Raw genomic sequence first — 26,367 nt, 5'->3', positions numbered from 1 at the left:
ATCTGGTCGGTTTGGTACTCGCGAGTAGTGCATGCCCCCAATTAACGTCGAACAGGTAATGCTTACGCAAAGAGGAGTGGTCCGCTGCGTCCTGTGGGCTGGGATGGAGGAAGGCGGACGATGACGATCCGACAAACCGCGAACTGTGCCCTCGGCGTCGCGCGGCTGGCGTTCGACGCTGGAGCCGCCCTCCTGTCCGTTGCCGTGGCCGTGCCGGTCGCCTTCGTCGCGGGCGAGGCGAGAACGATGGCTCACACGGCGCGCGGCGACATCACGCCGGACCCCGAACATTCGGACCGGGAGCACGTGCACGACCTGGGGACAGTCGTCGAACTGAGCTAGCCGGCACGGCGGGAACCGCGCAGCCGCAGCCGGGCGTAGGTGACGACCCCGAGCACGCAACTGATGAGCACCAGCATGGCGATGCTGAGCAGCCACCACGACGCGGCGTGCTGCCACAGTGTGTCGGGCTCGGTGCCGGTGGCGTTGGTGCGCAGGTCCACCGTCGAGGCGGCGGCCGCGAACCCCCAGCGGGACGGGAAGAGCCACGACAGCTGTTCGAGGACTTTGCGTCCGGTGATGGTGATCAATCCTCCGCACATCACCAGCTGCACCATGATCGTGACCACCAGCATCGGCATCACCTGCTCGTTGGAACGCGCCACCGAAGACAACGCCAAACCGACGAGGACGCAGGAGCAGGTGGTGACGGCGATGTCCACGATCAGTTCGACGGAGCCGGAGGGAATCAGGCTGCCCCGGCCCGGAAAACCCTTGCCCACGAACACGATCACCACCATGATCACCGACTGCACGATCGCGGCGGCGCAGAACACGACGATCTTCGCTGTCAGGTAGGCGGACGGTAGCAGCCCGGCGGCACGTTCGCGGTGATAGATCATGCGCTCGCCGACCAGGTCACGGATGGTCAGTGAGCATCCCATGAAGGCTGCGCCGAGGATCAGCACGACCAGGATCTGGGTGAGTTCGCCGGATTCGTCGAGGCCGGACGGGCCGAACCCGGTGTCGCCGGGCACGAGCACGGCCAGCCCGCCGAGCACGAACGGCAGCAGGGACAGGAAGATCAGGTACCCGCGGTCGGCGCGGATCAGCCGCACCTGGCGGCGGGCGACGGTGCTCAATTGCTTGCGCCGCGAGGTGTGCGCCGGACTGCCGAGAGGTCCCGGCGGGCTCGGGGCCGGCACCTCCACCGACGGGCGGGTGGCGCGGTAGTCGGCGAACACCCCGTCGGGGTCGGCCGCGACCCGGGCGAAGATGTCGGCCCAGTCGGTGCTGCCGAGCGCGGCCCCGACCCGGTCCGGCGGGCCCACGTAGGCGGTCTTGCCGCCCGGTGCGAGGAGCAGCACCTGATCGCACATCTCGAGGTACGACAGCGAATGGGTGACGATGACGACGACGCGGCCCGAGTCGGCCAGCCGGCGCAACGTCGCCATGATCTGCCGGTCGAGCGCGGGGTCGAGGCCCGACGTCGGTTCGTCGAGGATCAGCAGGGACGGGCCGGTGAGCAACTCCATCGCGACGGACGCGCGTTTGCGTTGTCCGCCGGACAGCCGGTCGACTCTCGTGTCGGCGTGTTCGGACAGTTGCAGTTCGTCGAGGACCGTCGCGATCACCTCCTCGCGATCCTCTCGGCTGGTGTCCGGCGGCAGTCTCAGCTCCGCCGCGTAGCCGAGTGCCTGACGGATGGTCAACTGGCGGTGCACGACGTCGTCCTGGGGGACCATCCCGATGCGGGAGCGCAGCACCTGGTATTCGGCGTGCACGCTGCGTCCCTCGAACTCGACCACGCCTTCCGTCGGACGTTCCGAACCGGAGATGATGGTGGCCACCGTCGTCTTACCCGCGCCGGAGGGGCCGATCACCGCGGTGAGACTGCCAGGCTGGGCAGTGAACGTGACGTCCTCGAGCAGGCGCCGCCCGCCTTCGATGGTGAGTCCGACGCCGTCCACGCGCAGACCACCCGCGGTCGGGGCCACCACCCGCCGGGGAACGAGTCGCCCTTCCCGGACGCCGAAATCGGTGTTGCCGATCGTGACGACGTCGCCGTCGGTCAAGTGCGCGCGCGACACCCGGGCGCCGCCGACGAACGTTCCGTTGACGCTCCCCAGGTCGTCGATCTCGAGGCCGGACGGCACGTGGTGGACGATGGCGTGATGGCGTGAGGCCAGCACGTCCCGGACGACGATGTCGTTGTCGGGTGACCGCCCCACCGTGAGTGATCCCGCCGGAGTCTCCTCGTGCGGTGCCTCGGCCGGGGGGCGGGGTGTCCCGACGCTGATCGTCGACTCGTCCCATCGGGCGCCCACGTCCTGTCGCGTCGCGTCCGGATCCTCGACCGAGAGCCGCACGACCGGACCCTCGGTCGCATCACCCAGGCGGACGCGGACGGGACTCGTGACGGGGACGTTCTCGCGGCGCTCACCGTCGACGTAGATCCCGTTCTTGCTGCCGGAGTCGACGAGCTGCCAGCCGTCGTCCCAGGTGAGCTGCGCATGTTCGCGCGACACCACGGGGTCGACGATCGTGACCTCCAGCTGCGGATCCCGGCCGATGCGTACGGTTTTGCCCGCGCTGTGGCTCGTGCGGCCGTGTTGGGTCTCGACCACGACCCGCGGGTGAGCTGTGTTCGCCCGGTCGTCCATCGCCACGGCCTCCGGTCAGCGTCATCGGGCGTAGAGCGTCGACTCCTCCATGGTCGCACGCACTCCCCCGGCCGCGTGGGCAGAACGGGTACTCCCGAACCGGGGCCGCGAGTGAGGAACACTGGGCCGGGTGAGTACGTCCCTGGCGAATCCCGGTGTCGGACTGGCCGTGCTGTGCACGGTGATGGTCGTGTGCGCGGCCGTGGTCTACCGCTTCACTCGACTCGGTAGTCCACTGGTCGTGCCCGCCGCGGCGATCCGGGGCGCCGCCCAGCTCGCCGCGGTGTCCCTGATCCTGGCCGCCGCTCTCGCTCAGCTGTGGTCCTCGGTCCTCGTGCTGGTCGTCATGTTCGCGGCGGCGGTGGCGACGTCGGCTCGTCGCGCGAAGGCCGGGCGGTCCGCCTGGTGGCTGGCGCTGGCGCTCGCGGCGGGAGTGGGCACCGTTCTGCCGTTGATGCTGGTGAGCGGGGTGGTTCCGCTCGAGGGTGTCGCTCTCGTTCCGGTCGGCGGGATCGTGCTCGGCGGCGCGATGACGGCCACCTCCCTCGCGGCGCGGCGCGGGCTCGATGCGGTCGAACAGCGGTGGGGTGAGGTGGAGGCGGGGCTCAGTCTCGGACTCAGCGTCCGCGACGCCCGCCTGGAAGTGGTCCGGTCCGCCGCCTCGGACGCGTTGCTTGCGGGGCTCGACCAGACCCGGACCGTCGGGCTGGTCACCCTGCCGGGGGCGTTCGTCGGGGTGCTGCTCGCGAGCGGGTCCGCCGTTCAGGCCGGCGCCGTCCAGATCCTCGTACTGGTGGGGCTGCTGCTCGCGCAGACCTGCGCGGTGGCCGTGACGATCGAACTGGTGGCCAGGGAGGCCGTCCGCCGGCCGCGAGCGCACGCCGTGCCCACCTGAAATCTCCGGCTACTGCCTCTGTCTGGCCCGAACGCCGGTCGATCCCGTGGCCGGTCCCGCATACTGGGCGGTGGTCGGTCCCTGCTGACGAGGTGGTGTCGTGTGGTGCATCCCGAGGTATTGGTGGTCGGAGCGGGTCCCGTCGGTCTGACGGCGGCGATCGAACTGCGCAGGCGCGGCGTCGCCTGCCGCATCATCGATCCGCTGCTCGAGCCCCCGCAGTACGCGAAGGCGGTGGGAATCCAGCCGCGCACCCTCGAGGTGTTCGAGAGCATGGGTGTGCTGCGGAACATCCTGGACGCGTCGATCGAGATGCTCGGGCAGATCGTGTACGTCAACGGCGACGAGGTCGCCCGGCTGGACCTGTCGCTCCCGGCGGACATCCCGTTCGAATTCATCGGGCTGCCCCAGTACGCGACCGAACGCATCCTCACCGGTCACCTGGCCACGTTCGGCACCACGATCGAACGCGGAACCAGGTTGACGGCACGACGACGGCGTCGTCGCCACGGTCACCGGGGCGGACGGCGACGAAACCGTCCGATCCCAGTACCTTTTCGGCTGCGACGGCGCCCACAGCGTGGTCCGCAAGGGGCTCGGCCTCACCTTCGAGGGCGGTGCGTTCGTCGAGCAGTACATGCTCGGCGACGTCGAGGTCGACTGGGCGATGCCGCGCGGCTACGGAATCCGGTCGATGCATCAGACGGACGGCGAGACCGACGACCTGCTCGTGTGCATTCCGCTGCCCGGGCGCCGCCGCTACCGGATGTCGATGCTGGTGCCCAGCGATCTCGCCGGCACCGGAACTCCCGCGGCCGACAAGATCGCGCACGGATTCGAGGCCGGACCGGCACCCGAGCTGAGCCACATCCAGGCCGTGCTCGACCGGCTGTCGCCCCAGCCGACCCGGGCGTCGAACCTTCGCTGGTCGTCCGTCTTCCGGATCAGCCACCGCATCGTCGACTCGTACGGGCGCGGCCGGGTGTTCGTCGCGGGCGACGCGGCGCACATCCATCCGCCGACCGGTGCGCAGGGCATGAACACCGGCATCCAGGACGCCCACAACCTGGCGTGGAAGGTCGCGCTGGCGGTGTCCGGTGCCGCTGCCCCCGATCTGCTGGACAGCTACGACGCCGAACGGCGGCCCGTCGGGGAGGAGGTGGTGGGACGCACCGTGCGCAGCGCCCGGGAGGGGATCGGGGCGGGGTCGTCGGATCCCGATTACGTGATCCGCCGCGAGGCGCAACTCCTCATCAGCTATGCGGACAGTCCGATCGTCGGCGAACCGGCGTCGAATGCGGGCCTTGCGCCCGGCAGCCGGGCGCCGGACGCCCGCGGGCTGACCCGCACCACGGTCGCGTTTCCCCTCCGGCTGTTCACGCTCCTCGCGGGACCGAACCACACGCTGCTGCTGTACGCCGACGACTCGGTCGACGCGCGCGGGCTCGAACTGCTCGAGGCCGCCGCGACGTCGGTGGACGCGGCGACCGGCGGACTCGTCGACACGTACCTCGTCGCGTCGCCTGCCGCCGAGGTCGGGGAAACGGTGCTGCCGCTGATCCGGGACCGCGACGGCGAGTTCGCCCGCGCCTACGGTGCCGAGGGTGCCGCCGCGTTCGTCATCCGTCCGGACGGCTATCTGGGATTCCGGCAGAGTCCGGTCGCCGTCGACGGTCTCACCGGGTATCTGAAGCCGACTTTCCGCTGAGTTCGACGGTGGTGGGCAGGCCGCGCCGGATGTCACCCGGCGCGGGCTTGCCGAGCGGTGCCCCGGCCCGGGTCGCCGAATCGAGCAGCCACGGCACGCTCGTGACCATCACCCCGGACGTGAACAGCAATCGGCCCTTGAGGCGCAGCGCATTTTGATTGTGCAGCAGGTGTTCCCACCAGTGACCCACCACGTACTCGGGGATGAAGATGGTGACGACTCCGCCGGGAATCCGTTTCCGGACGGATTTCACATATCCCACGATGGGGCCGGTGACTTCCCGGTAGGGCGATTCGAGGACCTTCAGCGGCACCGGAATCTCGTATTTCTCCCACTCCCGCTGCAGTTTCGTGGTGTCGGCGCCCAGTACGGTGACGGCCTCGAGCGTCGTCGGATGGGTGGCGCGGGCGTACGCCAGGGCGCGGGCGGTGGGCTTGTTGAGCACGGACACCAGCACGATGGTGTGCACATCGGAGGGGAGGGTGAAGCTGTCCTCGTCGACGACGAGGAGTGCCGCGATCCGGTCGTAGTGCCGCCGCACCCCGCGCATCAGGAAGAACAGGATCGGCATCGCGATGACCACCAGGTAGGCGCCCTGGGTGAACTTCGTGATCGTGACGATGACCAGGACGGTGCCGGTGAGGATTGCGCCGGAGCCGTTGAGCGCCCGCCTGCCGTGGATGCGTCGCCGTTCGCGGGAGTCGGATTCGGTTGCCAGCACACCGTTCCAGTGCCGGACCATGCCCGCCTGGCTGAGGGTGAAGGACGTGAACACACCGAGGATGTACAGCTGGATGAGGTGGGTGACGGACGCGTGGAACAGGACGATCAGTCCGCCCGCCGTCACCGCGAGGAGCACGATGCCGTTGCTGAACGCCAACCGGTCGCCGCGGGTGTTGAGCTGGACGGGAAGGTAACGGTCGCGGCCGAGCACCGACGCGAGCAGCGGGAAGCCGTTGTATGCGGTGTTCGCGGCGAGCACGAGGATCAGCACGGTCGCGGCCTGCACGTAGAAGAAGCCGAAGTTGGTGGTGCCGCCGAACACCGCGGCCGCGATCTGGGCGATGACGGTGCGCTGCGGGTCGGTCTCGCAGTTTCCGGCGAACCCGATCAGATCGCACGGGTTCACCGCGACGTGCACCTTGGTGACGATGGCCAGCGCGGTGATTCCCGCGAACATCACGATCGCCGTCGCCGCCATCGCCATGAGGGTCTTCGCGGCGTTGGCGCTCTTCGGTTTACGGAACGCGGGCACCCCGTTGGAGATGGCCTCGACCCCCGTCAGCGCGGTACATCCGGACGAGAACGCGCGCAGCGCGAAGAACACGAGGGCCAGACCGGTCAGCCCGGACAGTTCCGGTTCGATGGTGTAGCCGGCACTTTCGGCGACGGGCGTCGAACCGGCCGCGACGCGGATGAACCCCGTCACGATCAGGATCATCACACCGGCGATGAACCCGTACGTCGGGAAGGCGAACGTGGTCCCCGATTCGCGGATCCCGCGCAGGTTCATCACCGTCAGCAGCACCACGAACGCCACGGCCAGCGTCACCCGGTGCGTGTTCAGCGCGGGCACCGCCGAGATCAGATTGTCGACGCCCGCCGAGACCGACACCGCCACCGTCATCACGTAATCGATGAGCAGCGCGGACGCCACCGTCAGGCCCGCGGACGGGCCGAGATTCTTGGTGGCCACCTCGTACGAGCCGCCCCCGCTGGGATAGGCGTACACCACCTGGCGGTACGACAGGGCGACGACGGCGAGAAGCACCACCACCCCGACCGCCAGATACGGTGTCAGATAGAAGTACGCGAGACCGCCCAGGGACAGGATCAGCAGGATCTCTTGCGTCGCATACGCGACGGACGACAGCGGGTCGGACGCGAAGATCGGCAGCGCCAGACGCTTGGTCAGCAACTGCTCCCCGAGATCGTCACTGCGCAGCGGGCGTCCCAGAGCCAGCCGCCGGACCGCTCGAACGAGAGCCACCACCAGTTCAGCGTAGAACCGCGGCGGGGTGCAGCGCGGGTTTTCGCTCTCAGGCCGCGCCGCACCCCGCCGGAGGGTTACACGTACGCAGGCCGGCGTGTGGCGCCGGGGGCCCGGGTGCGCTGGCGCCCCAGAACTTCGGCCCGCGCCTCGTCGTCGGTGGCGAGGTCGACGATCGCCGCGGCCAGGGCGTAGGCCCCGTCGACGATGGCGTCGTCGGCGCCCGGCGAGATCGCGTCGGCCGCGAACGCCGCGGTGTGCGGCGCGGCCGTCGAACCCATCACTCCGATCAACGGGTGGATCGACGGGAGGGCCTGGGAGACGTTGCCCATGTCGGTCGATCCGCCGCCGAGTACGCCGCCGTCCCGTGGTGTCATCACCCGGCCCCGATGCCCGAGGGCCGCGTCGAAACGGTCGGCGAGGAACGGGTGCTGGACGAGAGGCTCGTAGATCGGGTCGACAGGGGTGACGGCGTAGTTGCATCCGGTGGCCGTCGCGGCGCCGTCCACGCAGGCGAGCACCTTCTTCTTCAGTTCGGCGGTCTCCGCGAGGTCGAAGGATCGCACCTCGGCCTCGACGACCGCGGTCGCCGGAATGATGTTGGAGACGTCGCCACCGGACAGCGTGACGGCGCTGACGCGCACGGTGTCGGGCAGGTGCTGCCGCAGCAGCCCCACCGCCACCTGCATCACCGTCGCTGCGTCGCCCGCGTTGATCCCGACGCTCGGTGCGGCGGCCGCGTGCGACGCCCGCCCGGTGAACTCGACCCGGAACCGGTCGCGGGACTGCGACGTGCTCCCCGCCGTGGGCACGACGATGCCGGGACCGGGGTGAACCATCAGCGACACCGTCGCGTCCTCCCAGGCGCCGGCTTCGAGCATGTGGGCCTTGCCCGCACCCTTCTCCTCGGCCGGCGTCCCGAGAAGCTTGACCCGGATGCCGAGTTCGTCCGCCACCCGGGACAACGCGATCGCCGCCCCCGCCCCGGCAGTCGCGATGATGTTGTGGCCGCACGCGTGTCCGATACCGGGGAGGGCGTCGTACTCGGCGCACACCACGACCGTCAGTTCACCGCTGCCGTACACGGCCTCGAGAGCGGTGTCCTGCCCCCACACACCCACTTCCACCGCGAAACCGGCATCGCGGAGCAGGTCGGCGACGAGCGCCGCCGAACGATGTTCCTCGAACGCGAGTTCCGGATGGGCGTGCAGGTCGTGGCTCGTGGCGACGAGGCGGTCGCGCCATTCGAGGACGGTGTCCTCCACACGTCGCTTCAATTCCTCGGCTGCTGCGTTCGGGCCGCCGGAGACGTCGATGTCGCCGGCAATTGCGGTGTCGGTCATGAACTTTCCTTTCTGGAGGGAACGGTCATCACGCCTCGGCGGGCGCGACGGCAGTGACGGTGGGGGCAGTGCGGTCGGCGGCGGGTCCGCGGGTCACCACCGCGAGGCCGGCGACGGCGAGCGAGAGCAGCCCGCAGATCACCCACACGGCTTGGTACCCCGCCTCACTTGTGATCACGGAACCGCCGTCGAGCGTCGCGGTGAACCCGGACATCACCGCCGTGAAGCTGGCGCCGGCGATGGCACCGGCGACGGTGCGGGCACTGTTGTAGAGGCCCGATGCGATGCCGACCGAGTCCCGCGGCGCCCGTGCCACCACCACGTTGGGGAGCGCGGAGATGATGATGCCGTTGCCGAGACCGGACACGACGAGCCACACGAGGACGCTGACGGTGTCCGAGTGCAGCACTGTGAGCAGGGCGTACCCCAGTGCGGCGGTGACAGCGCCGACGATGACGGCCGTGACATCGCCCACCCGCGCACCGAGCCGCGGTCCGGCGAACGTGCCGGCGAACGCCGCGATCGACGCGAACACGAGGACCAGCCCGATCAGCGACGACGACAAGCCGAGCCCGAATCCGGCCGCTGCCGGGTCGGTGCCGACGAAGAGCGCGATCGGGGTCTGGCTGCCGAACAACTGGGCACCGAACAGGGCCGCGAGCAGGATCGGCAGCCCGACACCGGCACGGCCGGAGAGCATCGCGAAATCCACCAGCGGCGAGGACACCCGCCGCTCGAGCACCACCCACAGGGCAAGAAGCGTGCCGCCGAGCAGGAGCCCGCCCAGCACCGGCCCCGACGTCCACCCGAACCTGTTGCCCGTGCTGATCGCGAACAACGCGAACGCCAGTCCCGCCCCCAGGAGAATCGCCCCGGCCCAGTCGAGGCGGCCCGACGTGCGCGCCGTCGTTTCGGGGACGAAGAACACCACGACGACGAGCGCGATCGCCATGAGCGCCGCCGGAACGAGAAGCAGCACAGTGAGATTCAAGAACGATGCGAGTACTCCGGACAGGACCACGCCGACGCTGGCGCCGAGCGTGAGCCCGCCGACCAGCAAACCGATCGCTTTCCCGGACTGCTCCCCGGCGCGCTCACGCACGATCGCGAACTCGAGCGGCAGGAACGCCGCGAGTGCGCCGGTGATCGCCCGGCCCAGGATAAAGATGCCGTACGTCGGGGCGAGCGCCGACACGACACTGCCGACCGTGACCATCGCCGTCGCGACGACGAGCATTCGCTTGTGTCCGTACTGGTCGCCCATCTTGGCGAGCACCGGCACGAGGACCGCGGTCGCGAGCAGATAACTCGTTTGCACCCAGTTCAGGTCGGCGGGACCGACCGAGTACTTCTCACCGATCGCCGAGAGGACCGGACTGAACCAGGCCTGGAGGAATCCGCTCGACAGTTCCATGGCGAAGAGGAACCCGACGAAGCCGGCCGCGGCGCCGAGACGCCGGTCGGAACCGGAGCCGGTGGGGATGGGGGATCGGAGTGCTCCCATGTGTGACCTCCAATGGTGCAGGTCGCCCCGAGAGGCGACATGACAATATGAGCGAAACGACCGAGTCGATGCGTCCGAGTGTCGGGTGAGTGAGTTTCTGCGGTGTAAATGCGCAGAAGTTGACGCTGAAGAGGTGCTGATATGCAGGAGAAGACGCCCACGGAGGACGAACTTCGACTTATCCACGCGTTGCAGGTGTGGCCGCGGGTGCCGTGGTCGCAACTCGGGCCGATCCTCGGGGCCGACCCGGTGACTCTCGCGCGACGGTGGTCCGGGCTGAGCGAACGGGGCATGGCCTGGGTGACGGCCCAGCCGCCGATGTCCGATGCCGCGCGCGGCGCGATCGTCGAGGTCGAGTGCGTTGCCGGGTCGATCGACGCGGTGATCACCGAGTTGTCCCAGGACACCGAGTGCATGTCCGTCGACGTCGCCTCGGGTGGTCGCGACCTGATCCTCACCGTCGGCTGCCCCGACCCGACAGCGTTCAACCGGTACGTCGTGTCCCGCGTCGCGGGCATCCCCGACGTCCGCACCGTCCGCACGCACCCGGTGATCACCGCGATCTCCGGGGCATCGCAGTGGCGTCTGCGCGCCCTCGACGCCGACGAGTCGAGCGCGATCGACGCTGCCCGGCGCCGGGACGACGCCCGGCTCTCGGCGATGTTCGCCCGTCCGCCGGTCGCCGAACGCGACATCATCTCCATCCTGTCCCGCGACGGTCGTGCGAACACACGGACTGTCGCGGAGGCCCTCGGGACCTCCACACGGCGGGCGCGCGAACGGCTGAGCGCGACACTCGCGTCGGGCGCTTTCGAATTCCGCACGGACATGCCGCGCTGGGCCTCGGGGTATCCCGTCTGCGCGTGGTACTTCCTCCGCGTTCCCGCCGCCCAGATGGCCAGGGTCGGCGCCAACCTGAGCGGGCTGCCCGCGGTGCGGACGGTGTTGTCGGTGGCCGGGCCTGCCAATCTTCTGGTGTCGGTGTGGTTGCGTGGACTCTCCGACGTCGAAGGGCTCGAAGCCGTCGTCGAGCAGAAACTGCCCGCGGTCCGCATCCTCGACCGGTGCCTCGTTCTCGGCGTCCGCAAACGCATGGGCCGGGTGTTCGACGAGGACGAACTGCCCATGCAGATCGTGCCGTGGTCGGGGGACTAGCAGGAACGGCGTTCGTCCGGTCAGCCCGATATGGTGCCAGGAGCGGACACGAGCAGCCGTTCCCCGGTGGTGGCGCCGCTCTCGGCGGCGTCGAGGATGGCTGCGGCGACGGTGGCGCGGGAGACCTTGGGCAGGCCCGACACTTTTCTGACTGTCGACATGGGCCGGACGGTGGCATGGGGGTTGAGCGGTCCGTCGTCGAGGATGACCGGAAGCACGCGAGTGACGTCCAGGCCGGCAGCGGCCAAGGCGGTTTCGGAGATTTCCTTGTCCCGGTACGCGGAGGCGACCAGTGTCTTGTAAGCGAACCGGGCCAGGGGTGAGGCGGTGCGCGCGGTGTCACCGACGCCGTAGGCCGACAGCAGTATCAGCCGGTCGATGTGGGCGTCGCGCATGGCGGAGGTGATGAGCGGCAGGTTGTCCTGCATCACCGTGACGCCGAACATGCCGGCCAGTCCGGCCTTCTGGCCGATCGTGCACAGGACGGCGTCGGCGCCGGACAGTGCCGCTGCGAGCGCGTCGCGGTCGTCGAGGTGGCCGCCGACGATGGTGAGTCCGGGTCGCGGGGTCAGGGCGTCGGGGCGGCGGCAGTAGGCCACGACGTGATGGCCGCGGTCGATTGCTTGGTCGATGATCTGGAGTCCGGTGCCGCCGGTGGCGCCGATCAGTGCGAGCTTCATGGGGAAGGGTCCTTTCGGTTGCGTCGCTGCGCCTCGCGCAGCAAGTGCGGGTCGTGGGCGTTGACGAGCAGCAGGTCGGGTTCGGCCGCAGCCCACAGTTCGGTGAGCCGCGCGTGGTTGGCCTGCACCGTGGCCCAGTCGTGGGCGATGAGGCGTTCCATCGCGCGTAGCCCTCTGGGCGCCTTGGTGGTGCCGTCGATCTGGCCGTGGTGGTAGAAGGAGTCGCCGACGTGGAGGATCCACCGGTCGCCTGCGTCGACGGCGACCGCTGCGTGGCCGCGGCTGTGGCCGGGCAGGTTGATCAGGGCGATGCCGGGGGCGATGCCGGTGAGTTCCTGGGCGCCGGGGAAGCCGCGCCAGGCCTCCGATGCGGAGGGGGTGTGTTCGACGAGTATGGGGTGGTGGTCTCGCTCGGCGGGTAGGTATCGCTGCTTTTCCGTCAGGCCCCGGGGGTGCAGTGCCGCGAACGCTTCGGCGGCGGTCAGGTGAATCCGTGCCCACGGGAAGTCGGCCAGGCCGCCGACGTGATCGGCGTCGAAGTGGGTGAGCACGATGTGCCGCACGTCCTCCGGATCGAATCCGAGTCGGGTGATCTGGCGGCAGGCGCTCTCGTCGGGATCGTAGGCGGGCCGGACGTAGAACCTGGCCGGGCCGAACCGGTTCGCGCGGTCGTGGGGATCGCGCAGGCCGAGGCCGGAGTCGACGAGGACGAGGCCGGCGTCGGTCTCGAGGAGCAGGACATGACACACCAGCCCGTCAGGTGTCCCGGGTGGTCGCATGGTGCCGCAGTTGAGGTGGTGGACCCGCATCAGCCGGCCGCTAGCATTGCGGGGTCGATGACCTGCACCGGATGTGTCCCGTCCCAGTTCTCGGCGGCCAGCTTCACGTACTCGAAGAGCTGCGCCTTGGCGCCGCCGAGGTCCGAGATCTCGATGCAGGTGCCGGGGTGGTGTTCGGTCTGCAGGTACGCGAAGCGTCCGGTGGGGCCGCCGAGTTGTCCTTCCTGGCCGACGGTGAATCCTGCGGCGAGTGCCCGGTCGTACAGGTCCTGGTAGTCGGTGGACCAGTAGGCGAAGTGCTGCAGGCCCTCGTTGCCCGCGTGCAGGAAGTCCCGGTACATCGACGGTTCGTCGTTGACGGGGGTGATGATCTCGATCTGGATGTTGCCGCTGTTGGCGACCGCGACATCCATTGCCATCCCGGAGGACGTGCCGTTGTAGGTGAAGTTCTCGGGTTGCACGTTGCGCAGCAGGAACCACGGCCCGATGCCGCACTTGACGAAACCCTCGATGGAGGCGTCGATGTCGTGGACGACGTACCCGAGCTGGGTGATGCTGCCGAAGAAGTTGGCGACGGGGGCCCGGTCGGCGGGCTCCTCGGCGGGGCCGTCGGCGAACGACAGCAGGATCTTGCCGAGCGCCTCGTTGGAGCGCAGTCGCTCGGCGGCGTCGATGGCCCGCTCGAACGGGAAGATCTTGTCGATCCGGGGCTGGATGCGGCCCGCGGCGACCGCGGGGAGGACGGCGGCGTGTAGTGCGCCGCAGACCTCGCCGAGTTCGTCGGGGGTGCGCACGCTGAAGGTGGTGCCGATGAGGCGCTGCCGCCGGAACGCCAGCTGGTCGAGGTCGAGGCTGGTGCCGGGGCCGGCGAGGCGGCCGATGTTGACGATGGTGCCGCCGATCCGGGTGGCGGCGGGGAGGTGGGCGAAGAGTTCGCCACCGATGTGGTCGAGGGTGACGTCGACTCCCCGACCGCCGGTCGCGGCGAGGACGGCGGCGGGCAGGTCTTCGGTGGTGGTGTCGATCGTGACGTCGGCGCCGGCGTCGATCAGGGCCGGCCGCTTGTCGGCGCTGGTGGTGGTCGCGATGACCGTGCCCGCGCCGAGTGCCTTGGCCAGCGCAATGGAGATGAGGCCGATGGAGGTGGTGCCGCCGACGATCAGGACGCTGTCGCCGGAGGTGAATCCGGCTTGGGTGAGCGCGTCGTTCTCGGTGGCCAGGGCGACGGGCAGGGTCGCGGCTTCCTCGAACGACATGCTCTCGGGAATCGGCAGGACCATGCGCGGGTCGCACAGTGCGTAGTCGGCGAACGCGCCCATGGTCACGCCCATGACCCGGGTGCCGACCGGGTACTGCGGGGCCAGCGGGCTCGAGGTCTCCACGACGCCGGCGAACTCCATGCCGGCCGGGTAGACGTCGCCGGGTTTGAGGTTCGGGCTGTAGGTGCCCTCGAGCATGTAGAGGTCGGCCCGGTTGAGGGCCGCGGCGATGACCCGCACGCGCAGGGCGCCGAGTTTCATGGCAGGTATCGCGGTGTCGCCCTTGGCGACCCAGTCCGGTTCGAGGCCGCCGATGAGAGCACGCATGATGGTTTCTCCTTGTAGGACGAGGGTCAGTGGGTCAGGTCGGGGGCGGTGGTGTCGAGCAGTCGGGGATCGGGTTCGCTGCCGGCCATCGCCAGCAATCCGACGACGGCGCGGCCGAGCGTGAGCAGGTCGCGCGGATTCTTCTTGTCGAGGCTGCCGAGCAGTTGCGAGAGGATGGTGAGCTGGTCGAAGTAGATTCGTTCGGTGACGAGGTTTTCGTCCTCGTCGAAGATGAAGTAGGCGGTCATCCGGGTGCGATGCCGGCCGCCGGTCGGCGGGATCTTGCCGAGCGGACCGAGATGAGTTCCCATGAGCCAGAATTCGACGATCACCGCATCCGCACTGTGGCGCAGGGCGATGATCTCGTGGTCCTGGTCGGGGAAGGCGACCCGGGTGTCGTGGTAGTACCCGCGAACGGGGCCGTCGCCGTCGTGGACGGTCATGCTCGCGATGAGTTCGTAGTGCGGGTGCGGGAACGTGTCGAGCACGTCGTCCCAGTCTTGGCGGACTTCGTCGTGAAAGTGGTCGAGCACGAGCTTCTCCCGTGCCCGCAGGACGTCCTCGGTGGGGATGGTGTGGCGCGACATTGCGGTCTCCTCGGGGTGCGGCGCTCAGGACTGATGGGTGATGGCGTGGTGGCTGAAGGTGGGCTTTGTGCCCGGGTTGGTCCACATCGGCGTCAGCTCGCTGGAGGGGAAGAACTGCAGGAAGCGGGAGTCGGTCTGGCTGCGGTCGACGATCGACTTCTCCAGGACGATCGAGTTGTATTGGTCGGCCGTGGTTTCGATCGTGTTGGCGTTGAGCACGACCTCCTGCTGCCAGGAGGCCGACCAGCGGGCCAGGCCCGGCAGCCCGGAGTGTTCCGGTGTGAGACATTCGGCGGCGATGACGTTTTCGCTGCTCACCCAGATTCCGGTCGAGGTGTTGAGCGCAAGGCTCTGGTTGCCGAACACGTGCCCGGGCGTCTTGATCACGGCGACGCCGGGGCCGAGCACAACCGAGCCGTCGATCGGTGCAAACGCATCCACGGGGATGTCGCGGTACGTCTGTGGTTGATACCACGGGGTTTGTAGCGGGTGCAGGTCCGACATCGCGGTCAGCTCGTCCCGCTGGACGATCACCTTGGCATTCGGGAAGGTCGGGGCCGGCCGTTCGCCCAGATCGGGCTGGTACGCGGTCGTCCCCACCCAGCGTCGCAGATCCTGGGTGTGCAGATGATCGAAGACGATGTAGTCGACCTCGTCCGGCGTGATCCGCAGGTGCGCGAGGTGGTCGAGCACAGTGCCGTGCTCGACCACCATTCGCTTGATGATGGGTGCCGGCGTACGCCGGGCGAGCTCGGCGAAGTACGGCGTATTACGCCCGAGTTTCACGTCGCTCGGTTCGAAGAGCAGCACCCGCGGACGGCCGTCGCTGTCGTTCCACCGGATCACCAGCATCCGGTTGGTGATGGACAGGAACGGTGCGATCGCCCGCGATGCCCGGAACAGTCCGAATCGCGTCGGGTAGGGCAGTGTGACGAGGTCGCAGGTATCGACGCGCAGTGGCACCCCCGTTCCGGCGAACTCCCGGCGGAAGTCCGCGCCGCGCGTCCGTAGGTCGCGTAGCCGGGCACCGGGTCCGCCCTCGATCTTGCGATCGAGCACCTCGACGGCGTCTCCGACACCGGTCAGGTCGACGAGGTCGTCGGTACTCCACTGCAACACCATGGTCGGTTCCTCTCGCTCCAAAAACCCATACCGTGGGTTTCATCCATTTACCCACGATGTGGATTTAAATGTCAAGGGATGCGAGGATGGGATCCATGAGCCACGCGATACGACCGGAGACTCGCCGCGGCCGGCCGCCGGCCGGCCAATCGACCCTGTCCCGGCAGGCGATCCTCGGGGCCGCGATGGATGTCGTCGACGGCAAAGGCGTCGAGGCGGTCAGCATGCGCACCGTGGCGCGTGTGCTCGGGGTCGACCCCAAGAGCCTCTACAACCACGTCGAGAACAAGGACGCTCTGCTTGACGGAATCGCCGGGCTCATCCTGTCCCGGATGGTGGTTCCGGATTCCTGCGGCGATCTGCGCGAAGACCTCACCGCCATCGCCCGGGCCTTCCGCGGTGCTGCCCTCGCCGAACACCCGCGCGCAGCGAGGCTCGTGCTGACGCGTCCGGTGGAATCGCTCATCACCCTCGAACCGTTGGAGGTGGCGCTCGCCGCGTTTCTGCGCGCAGGGGCATCGCCCGAGGTTGCCGTGCACTGCCTTCGCACGATGCTCGCTTTCATCACCGGCACGCTGCTGCGTGAGGCGGAAGCGGCCTTTACTCTCGCGCTGAGCGATCCGGACATGGCGACGGAGCGACAGCGGACACTGGAGGCGGTCGAGCTGCCGAGCGTACGGGCGGCTGCGCCGCACCTCGCGAAGTGCGACCACGAGCAGGAGTTCGACTTCGGGCTCGGGCTCCTCATCGATGCCCTCGAATGCCGCCTCGGCTGAGTCGAATCGTTCACCGACAGGCCTGGTGACGGGGCTCACACCCGCGAAGGCGCGAGCTCCCGGTCCGGCAATACCCGCTGTTCAGCGGGGTGTGCGCCGCCGGCCGGACTCATGGCCCCGGGCCCGCGCTCGCCCACTCGTCCCTCACGGGAATTGATCGCAGGGTTGGCACGTTAGTTGAGTGAGTAACGCTCAACTTATAGGAGGCTGAGGAATGCCAGCATTCTTCGGGCCGGAGGGCCCAGGTCGCATCGACATCAGTCGGCTCATGAGTCGCTCCACCCAGGAGCTCATGGCTGCTGCTGCCCGCTTCGCCGCAGGCCGTGGCGACGCGGAACTCGATGCACTCCACGTTCTGCGCGTCATGACAGAACACGACCCCGTCACCTCTCTGATGCGCCGCGCAGGCGCCGACACGTCGGCCGTCGCCGATGCCGTCGAACTGCGACTGCCTCAGGGCCGCGACACGTCCGGCTTCACGACACCCGCACTGAGCGGTGCGCTGAAGACCGCGCTGCTCGAGGCACACCAGCTCGCGCGCGCTCTCGGTTCCACGTACATCGATCCCGAGCATCTCTTCCTGGCGCTCGCCGCCGATCAGGACCACGCCGCCGGACGCCTGCTCGCGTCCGAAGGCATCACCCCGGAACGCCTGCAGACCGCGGTGCAGGGCGGATCGGTGGAGGAGTCCTCGGACTCCGAGACCCCCACGCTCGACAAATACGGCTTCGACCTCACCGAACGCGCACGCGGCGGCGGAGTCGACCCGGTGATCGGGCGCGCCGACGAGATCGAGCAGACCATCGAGATCCTGTCGCGCCGCACCAAGAACAACCCGGTACTGGTCGGTGAGGCCGGCGTCGGTAAGACGGCGGTCGTCGAGGGCCTGGCCCAGCGGATCGTCGACGGCGACGTACCCGACCGTCTGACGGGTAAGCGCATCGTGCAACTCGACCTGTCGAGCATGGTGTCGGGCACCCGGTACCGCGGCGATTTCGAGGAACGCCTCAACAAGGTGATCGACGAGATCTCGGCCCACTCGGACGAGCTGATCGTCTTCATCGACGAGGTCCACTCCATCGCCGGTGCCGGTGGCGGCGCCGACGGCGCGATGGACGCGGGCAACATCCTCAAGCCGAAGCTGGCCCGCGGTGAGCTGCACATCGTCGGTGCGACGACGCTCGACGAGTACCGCAAGCACATCGAGAAGGACCCGGCGCTCGAGCGCCGCTTCCAGCCGGTAACGGTGGCGGAGCCAAGCGTCGACGATGCGGTGGCGATCCTGTCCGGTCTCCGTGACCGGTACGAGGAGCACCACGGCGTCCGCTACACCGACGAGGCGATCACGGCCGCCGTCGAACTGTCGGCCCGCTACATCGGCGACCGCTTCCTGCCGGACAAGGCGATCGACCTGATCGATCAGGCCGGAGCCCGGTTGCGGCTGCGGATGCCGAGCGTCGACGTCGAGGCCCTGCGGGCGAAGCTCGCGGAACTCGAACAGGCCAAGGAGCAGGCCGTCGCCGACGAGCAGTACGAGAAGGCCTCCGGACTGCGCGACGAGGCCATGGAGGTCCAGGCCCGGATCGACGGGAAGGCCGTCGGAGTCTCCGACGCCACGCCCGAGGTGACTGCCGAGCAGATCGCCGAGGTCGTGTCGCGGGCCACCGGGATCCCGGCCAGCCAGATGACGGAGGAGGAGAAGGAACGTCTCCGCCGGCTCGAGGACGAACTGCACCGCCGAGTCGTCGGCCAGGACGACGCCGTGAAGGCCATCGCCCGGGCCGTGCGCCGCAGCCGCACCGGCATGAACGATCCGGACCGTCCCGTGGGCAGCTTCCTGTTCCTCGGACCGACGGGTGTCGGCAAGACCGAACTGGCGAAGGCGCTGGCCGCCACGCTGTTCGGTGACGAGAACAAGATGCTGCGACTCGACATGAGCGAGTTCGGTGAACGTCACACGGTCAGCCGGCTCGTCGGTGCTCCTCCCGGCTACGTCGGGTACGGGGAGGCGGGGCAGCTCACCGAGCAGGTCCGCCGGAACCCGTACTCGGTGATTCTGCTCGACGAGATCGAGAAGGCGCACCCCGACGTGTTCAACACGCTGCTGCAGGTGCTCGACGACGGTCGGCTCACGGACGGTCAGGGCCGGACGGTGGACTTCAAGAACACCGTGCTGATCATGACCAGCAACCTGGGGTCCGACATCATCTCCAGCAAGTCGGGTGCGCTGGGCTTCAGCACCGGTGACGCGGAGGCGTCGGAGAAGCCGCTGCGGGATCGGGTGATGGGCCGGCTGCGCGAGTCGATGCGTCCCGAGTTCCTGAACCGGATCGACGAGATCGTGATCTTCCGCAAGCTCGACACCGATCAGCTGCACCGGATCACCGACCTGCTGCTGGACGACAGCCGGAAGCGGCTGCAGTCCAAGGGTATCGAGATCTCGTTCAGCGACGCCGCAGTCGATTGGATCGCCGAGCACGGACACCAGCCCGAGTTCGGGGCACGTCCGTTGCGCCGGTCGATCCAGCGGGCCGTCGACGATCGGATCGCCGATCTGCTGCTCGACGACGTCCTGGTCGAGGGTGGCAGCATCGCGGTCGGAGTGTCCGACGACGAGCTGGACCTCGTGGTCGGCTGATCCCCGACGTGAGTGGCAGAGTGTGCTTCCGCACGCTCTGCCACTCACGTGTGTGGGTAGCCCCTTGCCCGCCCTCGCCGTCTCGATCAGCACCCGGTGATGAGGTGTGGGCCGTGCACCGTCACCTGTAACCAATTCTCCTTCTGCACTTGCAGATCGATGTCCCGGATCCGCCGCGCGAGATCCCCGCACGTGTGGCGACAGTCGGTTCACCCCACGTGAGTGCCGAAGTGTGTTCCGCCCTCCTTCGGTACTCACGTGCTGGTGGGGGCGACTATCGTCGTGGGTATGCGAGCGGAAGACGGCGAATTAACCTCCAAACACCAGCCGTTGCTGGTGCTGAGCAAGATCACGGAGATCCTCGATGCCTTCAGCCTGTCGCGTCCGTCGATGACGCTGGGCGAGATCCACCAGGCCACGGGCCTGCCGACGTCGACGGTCCAACGGCTGGTCAGCAACCTGGTGGCGCAGGAATTCCTCGACCGGTCCGGCGACCAGATCCGGATCGGCGTGAAGATGGCGTTCTGGGCGGCGACGGCCACCAAGGGACTGGACGTGCTGGCCGTCGTCACGCCGGTGCTGAAGGAGATCCGCGACGCCACCGGTGAGACCGCCAGCTTCTTCCGGGTCGAGCAGGGCTACCGCGTGTGCGTGGCCATCGCGGAGACCGAGCACGCCCTGCGACGGAACATGTACGTCGGAAAGATCGTCCCGCTGCCCGCCGGGTCGGCTGGTCGGGTGCTGCTCGCCTGGAACCCGGACCTCACCGAGCAGGTCCTCGCCGGACCCATCGAACCGATGACGGAGGGCACCGTCACCGACACCGCGGTGCTGCGCGAACTGATCCACCAGGCGCGCGCCGACGGGTACGCCATCACGGCGGGGGAGCGGGAGGACAGCGCTTCGGGATTGGCTGCGCCCGTGTTCGATTCGTCCGCCGACGTGCTCGGCGCGCTGGCGATCAGCGGGCCGACCCTCCGTATGCCCCGCGAGCAGTGCGAGAAGTGGGTGGATCTGCTCGTCGGCAGCGCCGAGCAGGTCACCAGGACGCTGGGCGGCCGCTACCCGTCCTGAGGCGTGCTCGCGCTTCAGGACGGGTCGCGGCCGCCGTCACGACGTCCACGCCTCCGGGTTGACCGGGTGCGGCGGGATCCGGTTCTGCGCCATGGCCACCGCGTTTTCGGCGCACAGCCGCGCCATCTCGGACCGTACGGCGATGGTGGCGCTGCCGACGTGCGGGAGCAGCACGGTGTTCGGCAGTTCCGCCAGCCCCGGTGCGAGCGCGGGCTCGTCTTCGTAGACGTCCAGTCCGGCCCCGGCGATCTCCCCGGATTTCAGGGCGGCAACGAGGGCAGTCTCGTCGACAACGGGTCCGCGCGCGGTGTTGACGAGGATCGCCGTCGGCTTCATCGCGTGGAGCACGTCCGCGTCCACCAGGTGCCGGGTCTGCTCGTTCAGCGGAACATGCAGGGACAGGAAGTCGCTGGTGGTGACGAGGGTGTCCCAGTCGGTGTGGGTGACGAGTCCGGCGAACTCGCCGAGTTCGGCGTCCGGCACCGGCCGGTCGCCGGGAGGCCGCGGGCAGAACAGCACCTGCATGCCGAAGGCCAGTGCCCGGCGGGCGGTGGCGCGGGCGATCCGACCGAACCCGGCGAGCCCGAGGGTGCTCCCCGAAACATCTTGGCCGAGTAGTAGGTTCGGTTCCCATCCGGTGAACTTCCCGGAGCGGACGAACGTGTCGGCCTCCACCGCCCGGCGCGCGGTGGCCATGATCAGCAGCATCGCGACGTCGGCGGTGGCGTCGGTGAGCACCCCCGGGGTGTTGCCGACGAGGATCTTGTTGGCGGTGGCCGCACCGATGTCGACGTTGTTGAACCCGACCGCGTAGTTGGAGATCCCACGGATCTTCGCGGCGGCCAGGAGGTCCGCATCGAACGTGTCGCGTAGTTGGGACACCACCACGTCGTAGTCGCCGGACACACAGACCTCCCGCAGTCGGGCGGCGTCCGGAAGCTCTTCGGGCACTTCGACGCTGCCCGCGGCGCGCAGCAGCGTGAGGGCGGGTTCGGGGATCGGGGTGGTGACGTAGAACCGGGCGCCGCTCATCGGCCGCCGCCGATGACCCACTCGAACGCGGAAGCGTTGGAGCGCGCGCCCTGCGCGGCCTTGGATCGATTGGCTTCGCCGAGTTCGGCGAGGGTCTTCTCGGACAGTTCCACCAGCGAGCCGAACGTGGTGGGGTTCAGCCAGTCCGGGCGGGTGGCGAACAGCAGGTCCTCGCTGGCGGTGTTGCCGCTGGCGCCGGGCGCGAACGGGCAGCCGCCGAGCCCGCCGAGGGCGCCGTCGATGGTCATCGCGCCTGCCGCGACCGCGGCGAGACTGTTCGCGACCCCCAGGCCCCAGGTGTCGTGACCGTGGAAGACGATGCCGCGCTGCGGGGTCTCGAGCCGTACCCGGGAGACGAGGGAGTACACCTCGGCGGGGACGGCCTGGCCGAGGGTGTCGCAGACGACGACGTCGACGGCGCCGTGCGCGCGCGGGTCGTTGGCGATGTCGATCACCCGCTGCTCCGGCACCCGGCCCTCGAACGGGCAGGTGAACGACGTCGCGATGCACAGTTGGATGCTGCCCCCGACGTCCTGCGCGAGTTCGATCGCGGCGGGCATCGCGGCGAGGCTGTCCTCGGTGGAACGGCCGATGTTCGCCTGGTTGTGGGAATCGGACGCGGAGAAGCAGTACTGGAAATGGCGCGCGCCGGCGGCGGCCGCCTTCTCCACGTGCCGGGGTGTCGCCACCCACACCCAGCAGTGCTCGAGTTCCTCCGGGGTCAGCTCCGAGATCACCTCGACGGTGTTCGCCATCGGTGGGACGAGGTCGGGGCGGGCCATCGACCCGATCTCGAGCGCGGGCACGCCGAGTTCGAGAAGCCGGCGCGCGATCTCGAGCTTGCGGGCGGTGGGCAGCATCTTGCCGGTCAGCTGCAGTCCGTCGCGCAGGGTGACGTCGCGGAGCAGGGCGCGTGATTCGAAGGATTGCGTCATGAGAGGTCACCTACCGTGTCGTTGACGAGGGAGTCGATCTGTTCCGGGGTCTTGCCGAGCAAAGTTTCGAGGACCTCCCGGGTGTGCTCGCCGAGGTCCGGTCCGACGTTCCGGATGGGCAGCGACTTGCCGCCGATCACCGGGACGATGCCGGGGAACCCGACCTGCTTCGGTTCGGCCTCACCGGTGTCGACGGTGAACTGCTGAATCATGTTGCGGGCCGCGTACTGGTCGTCGCTGCAGATGTCGGCGGCGGTGTTGATCGGACCCGACGGCACCCCGGCGGTGTCGAGGATCTTCAGCGCGTCGTCGCGGGAGTACTGGATCGTCCACTCACCGATCGCGGCGTCGAGTTCGTCGCGGCGCGCCCACCGTCCGGCGTTGGTGGACAGGTCCGGGTCGGCGCCGAGGTCGGGGCGGCCGATGGTGTCCATGTAGCGCTGGAAGATGGCGTCCCCGTTGCCGGCGATGATGATGCTGTTGCCGTCGTTGCAGGTGTACGCGTTCGACGGGGCGATGCCCTCCATCCGGCCGCCGACGCGTTCGCGTTTGATGCCGTACGCCAGGTAGTCGGGGATCAGCGACTCCATCATCGACAGGATCGATTCGTTGAGCGCGACGTCGATGATCCGATGCGGCAGGGACGGGCCCTGCGTCCCGGCGACCTTCGCGGCCTCGCGTTGGAACAGCGCCATCACCGCCCCGAACGCCGCGTAGAGGCCGGCGATCGAATCACCGATCGACACCCCCACCCGCACCGGCGGCCGGTCCGGGTCGCCGACGAGTTCACGGAACCCGCCGGCGGCCTCCGCGACCGCGGCGAAACCCGGCCGCTGCGACATCGGGCCGGTCTGCCCGAACGCCGAGATCCTTGTGATCACCAGGTCCGGATTGGCCTCGTTCAACGCGTCCGGTCCGATACCCCACTTCTCCAGGGTGCCGGGCCGGAAGTTCTCCAGCAGGATGTCGCAGTGGGCGGCGAGGTCGAGGACGAGTTGCCTGCCCTCCTCGGTGCGCAGGTCCAGCACGATCGACTTCTTGTTCCGGTTGATCGTGCGGTACAGCATCGAGGTGTCGCCGGAGTAGAGGCGCCAGTTACGCAGTTCGTCGCCGGTCTTCGGGCGCTCCACCTTGATGACCTCGGCCCCGAAGTCGGCGAGCATCCGGCCCGCCGTCGGTGCGGCGATGTAATTGCCCAGCTCGAGTACCCGAACGCCGTCGAGTGGCCGAATGGTGTTGTCGGAGAACATGGTGATCCTTAACTGATAGTGACGCTCAGAGAACGAGGCTCATGGGCAGGACGAGCAGTATTGCGACGACCGATGCCACCGATACTCCCACCGAACACGTCTTCAGCGTGCCTCGTGTGGTCTGACCCATCAAGGACTGCAGCAACCAGAAGGTGTTGCTCGTGACGTGCACCGCGAACAGGGAGCCGGCGCCCGCCGCGAGAGCGATGAGGACAGGGTCCAGACCCAGGGTGGGGGCGATGGGTGCGAGGACGCCCGCGGCGGTGATGGCCGAGATCGTCACCGAGCCGACGGCGACGTGCAGGACGGCGGCGATCAGCCACACCATCAGCAGCGGAGCCGCGTGATTGGCGGTGAAGTACTTGCCGAGGATGTCGCCGAGGCCGGCCGCGGCGATGGTCGCGGCGAGGGACCCGCCGACACCGGTGAGGATGAGAATCTGGCCGCTCTCGCTGAATCCGCTGGCGATCGCCTTCTGGACGCGGTGCTGGCCGATGCTGAGGCGTCCGACGAAGCTGGTGCCGATCAGTCCGATCAGCAACGCGATGAGCGGTTCCGACACGAACGAGACGACGGGGTTGCTGATTTCGGCGATGTCCAGGATCGCGCCGGTCGCGATGAGCAGCAGGGAGAGGAGCAGCGGAGCGAGGAGCAGGATCAGCGGACGGTCGTGCTTGGCGCGCTCGGTGGTGACGGTCGCGGCGCGTTGCGCCTGGGCGACACCTCCGCCTGCGTCCGGCCGAGGGGCGCTGCCACCGCTGCCGCCGTCGGTCCAGTCCTCTTCTTCGTCGTCGACGACCGTCTGATGGAAGTGCTCCTCGTCCTTCTCCGGATTCCACCAACCGCGGGTGAACAGGAACGACATGATCGCGACCGAGATCGCGACGGTCGGGATCACCAGGATCAGCCCGAAGATCAGCATCTTGCCGAGCGGCACACCGAGCAGTCCGGCCAGGGCGAGAGCGCCCACACCCGGGACCATGAGCACGATGCCGCACTCGAGGCCGATGGCGAGGGCGGTGGCCATGCGGGCTGTCCCGACCCGGCCGACCTTCGGTGCGAGGTTGCGGGCGAGCGGAGCGGAGATGACGAGCAGGACGTCGAGGAAGATGGACTGCAGCAACGTCGCGATCGTCAGCGACAGCGCATAGGGCATTCGTTTCGGCCCGAACACCCGGAGAAGCGTTCCGACCAGGCGCTGAATGGCGCCCATTTCTTTCAGCATGGCGCCCATTAGGACGCCGAAGGCGATCAGTAGTCCCACTTCGGCCATGATGTCGCCGAAACCGGTGCTGATGACCTTCACCGTCTCGGCCGTGCCGAGTCCCGTCGTGAGTCCGAGGTATGCGGATCCGACGACCAGCGACACCACGGGGTTGAACTTGAAACGCACGATCATCAGCACGACCGCCGCGACGGCGACCGTGGTGTTGATCAGGATTCCTACGTCTGACATGTGCGCGTCCTTCGAGGAGGCGGGCAGTGACTGGTGTCACAGGTACACCCATATTATGAGCACAAACTCACGATATAAGCAATGCCGCCCATGCGCCGTTTTGGTTGTTACCGCTACCAAAAAGGCGCACAGGGGCCGGAGGCCCCTGGGTGGGATACTCGACGCATGGTCGCGCTGGATCCGTTTGCGGTGGGACGACCACCGGCTGCCGAGCGCAGGGCGTCGGACGACTGGGACGAGATCCGGCACTGGTCCGACCGCGTCTACATGCCCTATGTCGTGCGTCCGCTCGGGGTCGGGCTGGCGCCGAGGTCGAGCATGTATTCCACGAAGATCGGCGACATCACGGTCACGCGGTTCTCCTACGGCATCCCCGTCTCGGTCGGCGACTTCTCGCCCGACGCCGGAAACGCGCTCGTCCTCACGACCATCCGCGGGAACGCCCGGCACCACGTCGACCACGACGCCACCGCGGACACACCGGCCGGGGACACGTTCGTCGCCGACTGCAGCCGAGTCGACTACCTCGTCGAGTTCTCCCCGGACCACGTGCAACTCAATCTCACGATTCCGCACCGCGTGCTCGCCGACACGGCGGTGCGCTGGTGGGGATTCGATCCGGGAGACGTTCTCTGGCAACGCAAATGCGCCATCGGGGGCGGTGGGTCCGGCTGGCAGGCGCTGCTCGGGTACGCGATGCGGACGACGGGGGAGTTACCGGCGCACGCCACGGACGGGCGCATCGGGCTCAACCTGCAGGAGTTGCTCGTCGGCCACCTGCTCACCGAGTGGGCGGCTCGCGCGGGAGTCGACCTCGACAGGACCACCGGCCCGGCGGCGCCGGGCTACGTGCGGCACGCCGTCCAGTACATCCGGGAGTGCGCCCGCGACCTGCCGACGGCCTCCGACATCGCCGAAACGGTGGGGGTCAGCGTCCGGACCCTGTCCGGATCGTTCCGGAAATACCTGGACACCACGCCGGCCGAGTACGTGCGTGAACAGCGGCTTCGGGGCATCCGGGCGGAACTGCTCACCGCACCTACCGGGGAGACCGTCGCCTCGATCGCAGGCGCATGGGGATACGTCAACCTCGGCCTGTTCGCGGCGTCCTACCGGCGGCGGTTCGGTGAGAATCCGTCGCAGACCAGGGCCTCCGGCCCCGTGAGTGGCTGACGAGTCCAGGGACTCCGTAAC

Annotated in this window: 20 protein-coding genes and 1 pseudogene; 8 read left to right on the top strand and 13 right to left on the bottom strand. The window is 68.6% G+C overall.

All coding sequences use genetic code 11. The features are described from left to right. Positions 1-120: 120 nt before the first annotated feature. Positions 121-342 carry a hypothetical protein gene (locus BLV94_RS20260; RefSeq protein WP_072943100.1) on the top strand — a complete coding sequence of 74 codons (222 nt, stop codon included), beginning with the start codon at positions 121-123 and terminating at the stop codon, positions 340-342. On the opposite strand, the gene BLV94_RS20255 is transcribed toward BLV94_RS20260, so the two are convergent. Next, positions 339-2,663 carry an ATP-binding cassette domain-containing protein gene (locus tag BLV94_RS20255; RefSeq protein ID WP_072943102.1) on the bottom strand — a complete coding sequence of 775 codons (2,325 nt, stop codon included), beginning with the start codon at positions 2,661-2,663 and terminating at the stop codon, positions 339-341. The two genes, BLV94_RS20260 and BLV94_RS20255, sit on opposite strands and share 4 nt — an antisense overlap. Positions 2,664-2,793: 130 nt before the next feature. Between BLV94_RS20255 and BLV94_RS20250 the strand changes: the two genes are divergently transcribed. Beyond that, positions 2,794-3,558 carry an ABC transporter permease gene (locus BLV94_RS20250; protein ID WP_072943104.1) on the top strand — a complete coding sequence of 255 codons (765 nt, stop codon included), beginning with the start codon at positions 2,794-2,796 and terminating at the stop codon, positions 3,556-3,558. A gap of 102 nt (positions 3,559-3,660) precedes the next feature. Next, positions 3,661-5,266 (top strand): annotated as a pseudogene (locus tag BLV94_RS20245) (FAD-dependent monooxygenase). Here the strand turns inward: BLV94_RS20245 and BLV94_RS20240 are convergent. The 3 genes from BLV94_RS20240 to BLV94_RS20230 all read right to left on the bottom strand — a co-directional run bounded on the left by BLV94_RS20240 (position 5,235) and on the right by BLV94_RS20230 (position 10,103). Next, positions 5,235-7,259, bottom strand: coding sequence for an APC family permease (locus tag BLV94_RS20240; RefSeq protein ID WP_072943106.1), 2,025 nt, complete (start codon positions 7,257-7,259; stop codon positions 5,235-5,237). The pseudogene BLV94_RS20245 and the gene BLV94_RS20240 overlap by 32 nt on opposite strands. Before the next feature lie 74 nt (positions 7,260-7,333). After that, positions 7,334-8,599: an amidohydrolase gene (locus BLV94_RS20235; RefSeq protein ID WP_083395620.1), complete on the bottom strand. Its 1,266-nt coding sequence runs from the start codon at positions 8,597-8,599 to the stop codon at positions 7,334-7,336. A gap of 28 nt (positions 8,600-8,627) precedes the next feature. After that, a complete protein-coding gene (locus BLV94_RS20230) occupies positions 8,628-10,103 on the bottom strand; it encodes an MFS transporter (RefSeq protein ID WP_072943108.1) in 1,476 nt (491 codons plus the stop codon). 141 nt (positions 10,104-10,244) lie between these two features. Here BLV94_RS20230 and BLV94_RS20225 point away from each other — a divergent pair, with 141 nt between their 5' ends. Then, positions 10,245-11,258 (top strand): Lrp/AsnC family transcriptional regulator, encoded by a 1,014-nt coding sequence (locus BLV94_RS20225; RefSeq protein WP_072943110.1) that lies wholly within the window; start codon positions 10,245-10,247, stop codon positions 11,256-11,258. Positions 11,259-11,278: 20 nt separating this feature from the next. Here BLV94_RS20225 and BLV94_RS20220 read toward each other — a convergent pair whose 3' ends face one another. From BLV94_RS20220 to BLV94_RS20200, 5 genes are read right to left on the bottom strand one after another with little or no spacing between them, the layout of a single operon-like run. After that, positions 11,279-11,938, bottom strand: a complete 660-nt coding sequence (locus tag BLV94_RS20220) for an NAD(P)-dependent oxidoreductase (RefSeq protein ID WP_072943112.1) — start codon at positions 11,936-11,938, stop codon at positions 11,279-11,281. Further along, complete coding sequence (locus BLV94_RS20215) at positions 11,935-12,747, bottom strand: MBL fold metallo-hydrolase (protein WP_072943114.1); 813 nt, start codon at positions 12,745-12,747, stop codon at positions 11,935-11,937. Before BLV94_RS20215 ends, BLV94_RS20220 begins: the two co-directional genes overlap by 4 nt. Continuing rightward, positions 12,747-14,303, bottom strand: coding sequence for a zinc-binding dehydrogenase (locus tag BLV94_RS48790; RefSeq protein ID WP_072943116.1), 1,557 nt, complete (start codon positions 14,301-14,303; stop codon positions 12,747-12,749). The genes BLV94_RS20215 and BLV94_RS48790 overlap by 1 nt, the downstream gene beginning before the upstream one ends. A 26-nt stretch (positions 14,304-14,329) precedes the next feature. Further along, positions 14,330-14,890, bottom strand: coding sequence for an ester cyclase (locus BLV94_RS20205; RefSeq protein ID WP_072943118.1), 561 nt, complete (start codon positions 14,888-14,890; stop codon positions 14,330-14,332). A 24-nt stretch (positions 14,891-14,914) separates the two neighbouring features. Beyond that, positions 14,915-16,012 carry an MBL fold metallo-hydrolase gene (locus BLV94_RS20200; protein WP_072943120.1) on the bottom strand — a complete coding sequence of 366 codons (1,098 nt, stop codon included), beginning with the start codon at positions 16,010-16,012 and terminating at the stop codon, positions 14,915-14,917. 95 nt (positions 16,013-16,107) lie between these two features. Here BLV94_RS20200 and BLV94_RS20195 point away from each other — a divergent pair, with 95 nt between their 5' ends. The 3 genes from BLV94_RS20195 to BLV94_RS20185 all read left to right on the top strand — a co-directional run bounded on the left by BLV94_RS20195 (position 16,108) and on the right by BLV94_RS20185 (position 20,500). After that, a complete protein-coding gene (locus tag BLV94_RS20195) occupies positions 16,108-16,788 on the top strand; it encodes a TetR/AcrR family transcriptional regulator C-terminal domain-containing protein (RefSeq protein ID WP_095863623.1) in 681 nt (226 codons plus the stop codon). A gap of 214 nt (positions 16,789-17,002) precedes the next feature. After that, complete coding sequence (locus BLV94_RS20190) at positions 17,003-19,426, top strand: ATP-dependent Clp protease ATP-binding subunit (protein WP_072943121.1); 2,424 nt, start codon at positions 17,003-17,005, stop codon at positions 19,424-19,426. A 288-nt stretch (positions 19,427-19,714) separates the two neighbouring features. Continuing rightward, complete coding sequence (locus BLV94_RS20185) at positions 19,715-20,500, top strand: IclR family transcriptional regulator (RefSeq protein WP_072943123.1); 786 nt, start codon at positions 19,715-19,717, stop codon at positions 20,498-20,500. A 36-nt stretch (positions 20,501-20,536) separates the two neighbouring features. On the opposite strand, the gene BLV94_RS20180 is transcribed toward BLV94_RS20185, so the two are convergent. The 4 genes from BLV94_RS20180 to BLV94_RS20165 are packed head-to-tail and all read right to left on the bottom strand — an operon-like array spanning position 20,537 to position 25,173. Further along, on the bottom strand, positions 20,537-21,532 hold the full coding sequence (locus BLV94_RS20180; RefSeq protein WP_072943125.1) for a 2-hydroxyacid dehydrogenase: 996 nt from the start codon (positions 21,530-21,532) through the stop codon (positions 20,537-20,539). Further along, a complete protein-coding gene (locus BLV94_RS20175) occupies positions 21,529-22,467 on the bottom strand; it encodes a hydroxymethylglutaryl-CoA lyase (RefSeq protein WP_072943127.1) in 939 nt (312 codons plus the stop codon). The genes BLV94_RS20180 and BLV94_RS20175 overlap by 4 nt, the downstream gene beginning before the upstream one ends. Further along, complete coding sequence (locus BLV94_RS20170) at positions 22,464-23,717, bottom strand: CaiB/BaiF CoA transferase family protein (protein ID WP_072943129.1); 1,254 nt, start codon at positions 23,715-23,717, stop codon at positions 22,464-22,466. Before BLV94_RS20170 ends, BLV94_RS20175 begins: the two co-directional genes overlap by 4 nt. A gap of 25 nt (positions 23,718-23,742) precedes the next feature. Continuing rightward, on the bottom strand, positions 23,743-25,173 hold the full coding sequence (locus BLV94_RS20165) for a GntP family permease (RefSeq protein WP_072943131.1): 1,431 nt from the start codon (positions 25,171-25,173) through the stop codon (positions 23,743-23,745). Positions 25,174-25,338: 165 nt separating this feature from the next. Here BLV94_RS20165 and BLV94_RS20160 point away from each other — a divergent pair, with 165 nt between their 5' ends. Continuing rightward, the gene (locus BLV94_RS20160; protein ID WP_072943132.1) at positions 25,339-26,346 is read left to right on the top strand and encodes a helix-turn-helix transcriptional regulator; all 1,008 of its coding nucleotides are present in this window, start codon (positions 25,339-25,341) and stop codon (positions 26,344-26,346) included. The last annotated feature ends 21 nt before the right edge of the window (positions 26,347-26,367 follow it).

The organism is Rhodococcus koreensis (assembly GCF_900105905.1).
Lineage (GTDB): Bacteria > Actinomycetota > Actinomycetes > Mycobacteriales > Mycobacteriaceae > Rhodococcus_F > Rhodococcus_F koreensis.
The sequence above is the reverse complement of the archived record's forward strand: the minus strand, read 5'-3'. Positions and strand labels throughout refer to the sequence as shown.